General features: G+C 71.9%; 7 protein-coding genes. 6 read left to right on the top strand and 1 reads right to left on the bottom strand.

Going from position 1 to position 7,314, the window contains the following annotated elements; translation table 11 throughout:
• Together IEY71_RS18375 and IEY71_RS09035 are read left to right on the top strand one after the other, a co-directional pair.
• On the top strand, positions 1–379 hold a 379-nt coding region (locus tag IEY71_RS18375; protein ID WP_268243557.1), incomplete at its 5' end, for a sulfurtransferase.
• A gap of 62 nt (positions 380–441) precedes the next feature.
• On the top strand, positions 442–876 hold the full coding sequence (locus tag IEY71_RS09035; protein ID WP_189084872.1) for a SufE family protein: 435 nt from the start codon (positions 442–444) through the stop codon (positions 874–876).
• A gap of 10 nt (positions 877–886) precedes the next feature.
• On the opposite strand, the gene IEY71_RS09030 is transcribed toward IEY71_RS09035, so the two are convergent.
• Positions 887–2,056, bottom strand: coding sequence for an alpha/beta hydrolase family protein (locus IEY71_RS09030; protein ID WP_189084871.1), 1,170 nt, complete (start codon positions 2,054–2,056; stop codon positions 887–889).
• 91 nt (positions 2,057–2,147) lie between these two features.
• Here IEY71_RS09030 and IEY71_RS09025 point away from each other — a divergent pair, with 91 nt between their 5' ends.
• The 4 genes from IEY71_RS09025 to IEY71_RS09010 form a co-directional block, all read left to right on the top strand.
• Positions 2,148–2,732, top strand: coding sequence for a DUF3000 domain-containing protein (locus tag IEY71_RS09025; RefSeq protein WP_189084870.1), 585 nt, complete (start codon positions 2,148–2,150; stop codon positions 2,730–2,732).
• On the top strand, positions 2,725–3,921 hold the full coding sequence (locus tag IEY71_RS09020) for a ribonuclease D (protein ID WP_189084869.1): 1,197 nt from the start codon (positions 2,725–2,727) through the stop codon (positions 3,919–3,921). The genes IEY71_RS09025 and IEY71_RS09020 overlap by 8 nt, the downstream gene beginning before the upstream one ends.
• Before the next feature lie 77 nt (positions 3,922–3,998).
• Positions 3,999–5,204: a thiolase family protein gene (locus IEY71_RS09015; protein ID WP_189084868.1), complete on the top strand. Its 1,206-nt coding sequence runs from the start codon at positions 3,999–4,001 to the stop codon at positions 5,202–5,204.
• 5 nt (positions 5,205–5,209) lie between these two features.
• Positions 5,210–7,314 (top strand): 3-hydroxyacyl-CoA dehydrogenase NAD-binding domain-containing protein (locus tag IEY71_RS09010; RefSeq protein WP_189084867.1); only part of this gene is annotated, 2,105 nt, incomplete at its 3' end.

Raw genomic sequence — 7,314 nt, 5'->3', positions numbered from 1 at the left:
CGACGTCCGCTCCCCCGAGGAGTACTCGGGCGAGCGGACGACGGCACCCGCCTACCCGGAGGAGGGCGCGCTCCGCGCCGGGCACATCCCCACGGCGGCGTCCGTGCCCTGGGCGCGCGCCGCCGCGTCCGACGGCACCTTCCGCTCCCGCTCGGAGCTCGACGCCATCTACCGCGACGAGGTCGGCCTCGAGGACGACGACGAGATCGTCGCCTACTGCCGGATCGGCGAGCGCTCGAGCCACACCTGGTTCGTGCTCACGCACCTGCTGGGCTTCGAGCACGTGCGGAACTACGACGGTTCGTGGACCGAGTGGGGCAGCGCCGTCCGCGTGCCCATCGTCACCGGCGAGGCGCGCGGCGAGCTGCCCGCGCGCTGACCCGCGAGCGCGCGTCGGCGGCCTCGGCGGCGGCGCCGCGGATCGGTGCGAGAATCGAGGAGATGGACGACACGGCACTCCCCGCGCGGCTCGCCGAGACCCGCGACGACTTCCTCGCGCTCGAGGTGAAGGACCGCCTCCAGCTCCTGCTCGAGTTCTCGAACGAGCTGCCGGAGCTGCCCGAACGCTACGCCGACCACCCCGAGCTGCTCGAGCGCGTCGAGGAGTGCCAGTCCCCCGTCTACCTCTTCGTCGAGGTCGACGACGGCCGGGTGCACCTGCACGCCACCGCGCCGCGGGAGTCGCCGACGACCCGGGGCTTCGCCTCGATCCTCGTGCAGGGGCTCGACGGGCTCACCCCGCAGGAGGTGCTCGACGTCCCGGCCGACTACCCGCAGTCGCTCGGGCTCGGCCAGGCCGTGTCCCCGCTGCGGGTGCGGGGCATGACCGGCATGCTCGGGCGGATCAAGCGCCAGCTCGCCGAGCGCAGCGCCTGATCGGCGGCGGTCAGCGCGCGGCGAGCCAGTCCGCGATGAGCGCGCTCCAGCGCTCCGGATCCTCGTTCCACAGCTTGGTGTGCCGCGCGCCCTCGAAGATCTCGAACTGCACGAGGTCGGGACGGGCCTCCGCCAGTCGCCGCGAGCCGTCGATCGGCACGAAGCCGTCGTCGACGCTGTGCAGCAGCAGCATCGGCACCGCGAGCTCGTCGGCTCGATCTGCGGCGTCGAGCTCGGCGAGGTCGATGGGCTCGGCCAGGCCCGCGAGGCCGGAGCCGAGCCGGTCGCGCAGCACCCGGCTGACGACGACGGCGAACTCCGCCGGCAGGCGGTAGAGCGTGCCCTGGAAGCGCAGGATGTCCGCCCAGTCGACCGCCGGCGACTCCAGGATGAGGCCGCACACCGCCTCGGCGACGCTCGGCGAGCGGAGCATCGCCTGCAGCACCGTTCCGCCGCCCATCGACCAGCCCATCAGCACGATGCGCCGGGCGCCGCGCTCCTTCGCGTAGGCGACGGCCGCCTCCACGTCTCGCCACTCGGTGCTGCCGAGGCCGAAGCGGCCGTCCCCCGAGGCGGGCGCCTCGCCGTCGTTCCGGTAGGAGATCAGCAGCGTGTCCCAGCCCTGGGCGCGAGCCGGCGCGACGGCGCGCAGCCCCTCGGGGCGCCGGGCCCCCCAGCCGTGCACCTGGATGACCCAGTCGCCGCCCGGCTCCTCGGCGGGGACGTGCCAGGCGGGCGCCGGTCCGACGGGCGTCTGGATCGCGACGTTCTCGTACGGGATGCCGAGCTCCCACGGCCCCAGGTGGTACCAGCCGCTCATCCGCCCGCGCTGCGCGCGCTCGAGGCGGCCGAAGTCGATCGACTCGATGACCCGCCGGACGCCGCGCGGGCCTTCGTCGAGGACGTCCCCGAGTCGGGCGTATCCGGCATCGCGGTCGAACCAGAACCCGTAGCGGCCGGCCATCCGCGCTTCGTCCGACGGCGCCAGCAGGATCTCGTTCCTCGGGCGGTCGACGCCGAGGATTCGGACGTCCTCCTCGCGTTCCAGCGGCGGCGTGACCACCTTGCGCGCGAACCGCACCCCGATCGCGGCGGTCACCGTCGCCGCGACCGCCGCCGTCAGCGCGACCACCCCGATCGCGATCCCCACGCCCTTCGCGATGCGTGCTCCCCCTGGCATACGTCCCCCTCCGGTCGAACCCGTCGAGGTGGTGCCGGTCGGACCGGCGTGCCGCCGACATCCGCCTCGACGCAGACTCTAGTCTGCACTCGTGCCCGACTCAGCGACGCGACCGCCCCACGAGTTCGAGGTCGCGCTCGAATCCATCCGAGCGGCCTCGCCCCGAAGCGAGCTCCGCGTGTCCGAGATCCCCGCGCCCGCGGCCCTCGCCCCCTACGCCACCGCGCTCTCGGCGGACGTGCTGCCGAGCCGGCACGCCGACTCCGAGCTCGGCACCGGCCGCTTCGTGCTGCTGTACGACCCGAGCGAACCGGAGCAGTGGGGCGGACGGTTCCGCATCGTCTGCTTCGCGCAGGCGCCGCTCGAAACCGACATCGGCCTCGACCCGTTCCTCGCCGACGTGGCCTGGTCGTGGCTCGTCGACGCCCTCGACGCGAGGGGCGCGAGCTACGTGGCGGCTTCGGGAACGGCCACGAAGATCCTCTCCACAGGCTTCGGCGAGCTCGCCCAGCAGGGCGACGGCGCGCAGATCGAGCTGCGCGCCTCGTGGACCCCTCTCGACCCCCGGATCGATGCGCATGTGGAAGGCTGGGGCGAGTTGCTGTGCATGCTCGCCGGGCTGCCGCCCCGTTCCGAAGGGGTGACGACCCTACTCAGACGGAGGAACCGTGACTGACTACCGGGTGATCGACACGCCGGAAGCGTTCGCGGCCGCGGTCGACCGGATCGCCGACGGCGACGGCCCCATCGCGGTCGACGCCGAGCGGGCGAGCGGCTTCCGCTACTCGCAGCGCGCGTACTTGATCCAGCTGTTCCGTCGAGGCTCCGGCACCTTCCTCTTCGACCCGCCCGCGCTCGGCGAGTTCGATCGGCTACAGGAACTCGTGCACCACGACGAGTGGGTGCTGCACGCCGCCAGCCAGGACCTCGCCTGCCTGCGCGAGGTCGGGCTCGATCCCGATCGCATCTTCGACACGGAACTCGCGGCGCGCCTCCTGGGCATGCAGCGTGTCGGCCTCGCGGCCGTCGTCGAGGAACTCCTCGGCGTCACCCTCGCCAAGGAGCACTCCGCGGCGGACTGGTCCACCCGGCCGCTCCCCCAGCCCTGGCTCACCTACGCGGCGCTGGACGTGGAGCTGCTCGTCGACGTGCGCGACCGCCTCGCCGAGGAGCTCGTGGCCGCCGGCAAGGCCGAGCTGGCCGCGCAGGAGTTCGACGCCGTGCTGCATCGCGAGCCGAAGCCGGCCACGAACGAGCCGTGGCGCCGCCTCTCCGGCATCCACGCGCTCCGCTCGCCCCGCAACCTCGCCGTCGCCCGTTCGCTCTGGCTCGCCCGCGACGAGCTCGCGGTCGAGCGTGACGTCGCACCCGGCCGACTCGTCCCCGACTCCTCGATCCTCACGGTCGCGAAGGCGATGCCGAGGAGCCGGCGCGCGCTCGCCGACATGAAGGACTTCAACGGGCGCGCGAGCCGCAGCGAGCTCGATCGCTGGTGGAAGGCGGTCGAGGCCGCCATCCAGACGAACGATCTGCCGGCCGCTCGCGTGCCGAGCGATGCCCCGCCGCCCCCGCGCGCGTGGGCGGCGCGGAACCCCGAGGCCGACGCGCGGCTCCGGCTCGCCAAGGAGGCGGTGGCCGAGATCGCCGAGGAGTACGGGATGCCGGTCGAGAACCTGCTGACCCCGGACACGCTGCGCCGGGTCGCCTGGCACCCGCCCGTCGAGCGCGATGCCGCGGCCATCTCGGCGGCGCTCGCCGAGCACGGCGCCAGGCCGTGGCAGCTTGAAGCCACCGCACAGAGAATCGCGGAGGCCTTTAGCGAGGCCGCACAAAGCATTCTCGACGCCGAGGACAGCGCTTCGTAGGTTCCGTCAAGCGATTCCGTCGCCGTGATGCCGGCTTCGTAGGATCGAGTCATCCTGATCCGAAAGGGAGCTGCAGCGTGGCTGAACGAGCTGATGTCGTGTTCGTCGACGGGGTCCGGACCCCGTTCGGACGAGCCGGTGAAAAGGGCATGTACTGGAACACCCGGGCCGACGACCTCGCGGTCAAGACCATCACGGGGCTCCTCGAACGCAACCCCTCCCTGCCCCCGGCGCGGGTGGACGACGTGGCGATCGCCGCGACCACCCAGCAGGGCGACCAGGGCCTGACCCTCGGCCGCACCGCCGCGATCCTCGCGGGCCTGCCGATGAGTGTGCCGGGCTTCGCGATCGACCGCATGTGCGCCGGCGCGATGACCGCCGTCACCACCACCGGGTCCGGCATCGGCTTCGGCCAGTACGACGTCGTCATCGCCGGCGGGGTCGAGCACATGGGACGGCACCCGATGGGCCTCGACGCCGACCCGAACCCGCGGTTCCTCGCCGAGAAGCTCGTCGCCGCCGACGCGCTCAACATGGGCAACACCGCCGAGCGGCTCCACGACCGCTTCCCCGAGCTCACCAAGGAGCGCGCCGACCGCTTCGGCATGCTGAGCCAGCAGAAGGTGCAAGCCGCCTATGACGCCGGTCACATCCAGCCCGACCTCGTGCCGGTCGCCCTGCGCACCGAGTCGGGCTGGGGCCTCGCGACCGAGGACGAGGGCCGCCGCCCCGAGACGACCATGGAGGGCCTCGCGACGCTGAAGACGCCGTTCCGCCCGCACGGCCGGGTCACCGCGGGCAACGCCTCGCCCCTCACCGACGGCGCCACCGCCGCGATCCTCGCGAGCTCCGACGCGGCGAAGGAGCTCGGCCTCTCGACGAAGATGCGCATGGTCAGCTTCGCCTTCGCCGGCGTCGAGCCCGAGGTCATGGGCATCGGCCCGATCCCGTCGACCGAGAAGGCGCTGAAGCGCGCCGGCCTCGACATCTCCGACATCGGGCTGTTCGAGCTCAACGAGGCGTTCGCCGTGCAGGTGCTGAGCTTCCTCGACCACTTCGGCATCGCCGACGACGACGAGCGGGTGAACCCCTGGGGCGGTGCGATCGCCATCGGCCACCCGCTGGCCGCCTCGGGCGTCCGTCTGATGACCCAGCTCGCCCGCCAGTTCGAGCAGCGCCCCGACGTCCGCTACGGCGTGACCGCGATGTGCGTCGGCCTCGGCCAGGGCGGCACCGTCATCTGGGAGAACCCGCACCACAAGCGCTACGGAAAGGGTCGTTGAGCGACATGACCGACTACTCGAAGATCGACTTCTCCGAGCTCGCCGCCATGTCGGCCGACGAGGTCGTCACGCACTCGTACGTGCGCGACGTCCGGTTGCCGTCCGGCAAGACGCTGGCGCTCATCACGCTCGACAACGGGCGCGACCACACCCGGCCCACCACGCTCGGTCCGGTCACGCTGCTCGAGCTCGACGAGCGGCTCGTCGAGCTGCAGGCGCGCGCCGCGGCGGGCGAGATCGACGCCGTCGCCATCACCGGCAAGCCGTACTTCCTCGCCGCCGGCGCCGACCTCTCGAAGGTCGGCGAGATCCCGAGCCGTGAGGTGGCGCTCAAGATGGGTCAGCTCGGCCACTTCGTGCTCGGCAAGCTCGGCGAGCTGGGCGTGCCCTCGTTCTGCTTCATCAACGGCCTCGCCCTCGGCGGCGGGCTCGAGATCGCGCTGAACTCCGACTACCGCACGGTGGACTCCTCTGCGCCCGGCATCGCCCTGCCCGAGGTGTTCCTCGGCATCATCCCCGGCTGGGGCGGCGCCTACCTCCTGCCGAACCTGATCGGCATCGAGAACGCGCTCAAGGTCGTCGTCGAGAACCCGCTCAAGAACAACCGCATGCTGAAGGCGAAGGACGCCCTCGAGCTCGGCATCGCCGACGCGATGTTCGCGCCGGTGAACTTCCTCGAGGAGTCCCTGAAGTGGGCCGACGGCGTGCTCGGCGGCGCGCAGGTGAAGCGCCCGAACACGCCGGGCAAGCTCGAGCGGCTCGCGAAGTGGGACGTCGCGATCGGCATCGCGCGCAAGACGCTCGAAGCCCGCATCGGCTCCGTCGCGAAGTCGCCCTACGCGGCGCTGGACCTGCTGAAGGCCGCCAAGAGCGGCAGCAAGGCCGAGGGCTTCGCGCGCGAGGACGAGGTGCTCGCAGACCTCATCGCGGGCGACCAGTTCCGCGCCTCGATCTACGCGTTCAACCTCGTGCAGAAGCGCGCCAAGCGCCCGGCGGGCGCTCCCGACCGCGAGCTCGCCCGCAAGGTGACGAAGGTCGGCATCATCGGCGCCGGGCTCATGGCGAGCCAGTTCGCCCTCCTCTTCGTGCGCCGCCTGCAGGTGCCGGTCGTCATCACCGACCTCGACCAGGCCCGCGTCGACAAGGGCCTCGGCTACATCCGTGACGAGATCGGTGCGCTCGAGCAGAAGGGCCGCATCGACGCCGACGAGGCGAACCGGCTCCGCGCGCTCGTCAGCGGCACGACCGACAAGGCCGACTTCGCCGACTGCGACTGGGTCATCGAGGCCGTGTTCGAAGACCTGGCGGTGAAGCAGCAGGTCTTCGCCGAGGTCGAACCGCACCTCGCCGAGACGGCGATCATCGCGACGAACACCTCCTCGCTCTCCGTCGAGGAGATCGGCGCGAAGCTCGCGCACCCCGAGCGCCTCGTCGGGTTCCACTTCTTCAACCCGGTCGCGGTGATGCCGCTGATCGAGATCGTGAAGACGCCGAAGACCGACGACGCGACGCTCGCGACCGCGTTCGCGACCGCTGCGAAGCTCAAGAAGAGCGCGGTGCTCACCGCCGACGCCCCGGGCTTCGTCGTGAACCGGCTGCTCGCCAAGGTGATGGGCGAGGCGGCGCGCGCGGTCGACGAGGGCACCCCGGTGCCCGTCGTCGAGAAGGCGCTCGCGCCCATCGGCCTCCCGATGGGCCCGTTCGAGCTGATCGACCTCGTCGGCTGGGCGGTCGCCGCGCACGTGCAGGACACGATGGTGCGGGAGTTCCCCGAGCGCTTCTACGCCTCCGAGAACATGCACGCGCTCTCGAAGCTCGGTGCGCCCGTCGTCGAGAAGGACAAGCACGGCAAGGTCGTCGACCTCACCAAGGAGGCGAAGAAGGCGATCACGGTCGGCAAGAGCCCGGTGGATGCCGCGACGATCCTCCGCCGCGTCGAGGACGAGCTCGCCGGCGAGATCCGCCTCATGCTCGAGGAGCAGGTCGTCGCCGCGGCGGAGGACATCGACCTCTGCCTCATCCTCGGCGCCGGCTGGCCGTTCCAGGCCGGCGGCGCGACTCCCTACCTCGACCGCGTGGGCGCGTCGGAGCGGGTCTTCGGAGACACGTT

The organism is Agromyces mediolanus (assembly GCF_014648575.1).
Taxonomy (GTDB): Bacteria; Actinomycetota; Actinomycetes; order Actinomycetales; family Microbacteriaceae; genus Agromyces; species Agromyces mediolanus.
Note: the sequence above shows the minus strand (reverse complement) of the source record. Positions and strands in the feature narration are given on the sequence as shown.